Here is a 259-nt window from a genome sequence, read left to right on the forward strand (position 1 = left end):
GTGCTAGACATAGTGGAGTGGCAGGGATGTACCCTTCACGAACTAAAGGATTGCAACCATGCGTCAGAATCTGCCGGTGACTCAGCGGGAAAGGACTTTTCCTGGTCATGAGCGGTTGATCTCCACCACCGATCTGAACAGCAAGATCACCTACTGCAACGACGCATTCGTTGCCATCAGCGGCTTCACTCGTGAGGAACTGATCGGCCAGCCCCACAACCTGGTACGCCACCCGGACATGCCGCCAGCGGTATTCGGC

The 259-nt window shown here is 56.4% G+C and carries 1 protein-coding gene; it reads left to right on the forward strand.

Annotated elements, in window-relative coordinates; genetic code table 11:
- Nucleotides 1-58 precede the first annotated feature (58 nt).
- Nucleotides 59-259, forward strand: a 201-nt coding sequence (locus AC0IYH_RS32390; protein ID WP_471838433.1) for a PAS domain S-box protein, incomplete at its 3' end; no start/stop codon positions are given.

Source organism: Pseudomonas sp. AC463 (assembly GCF_979253585.1).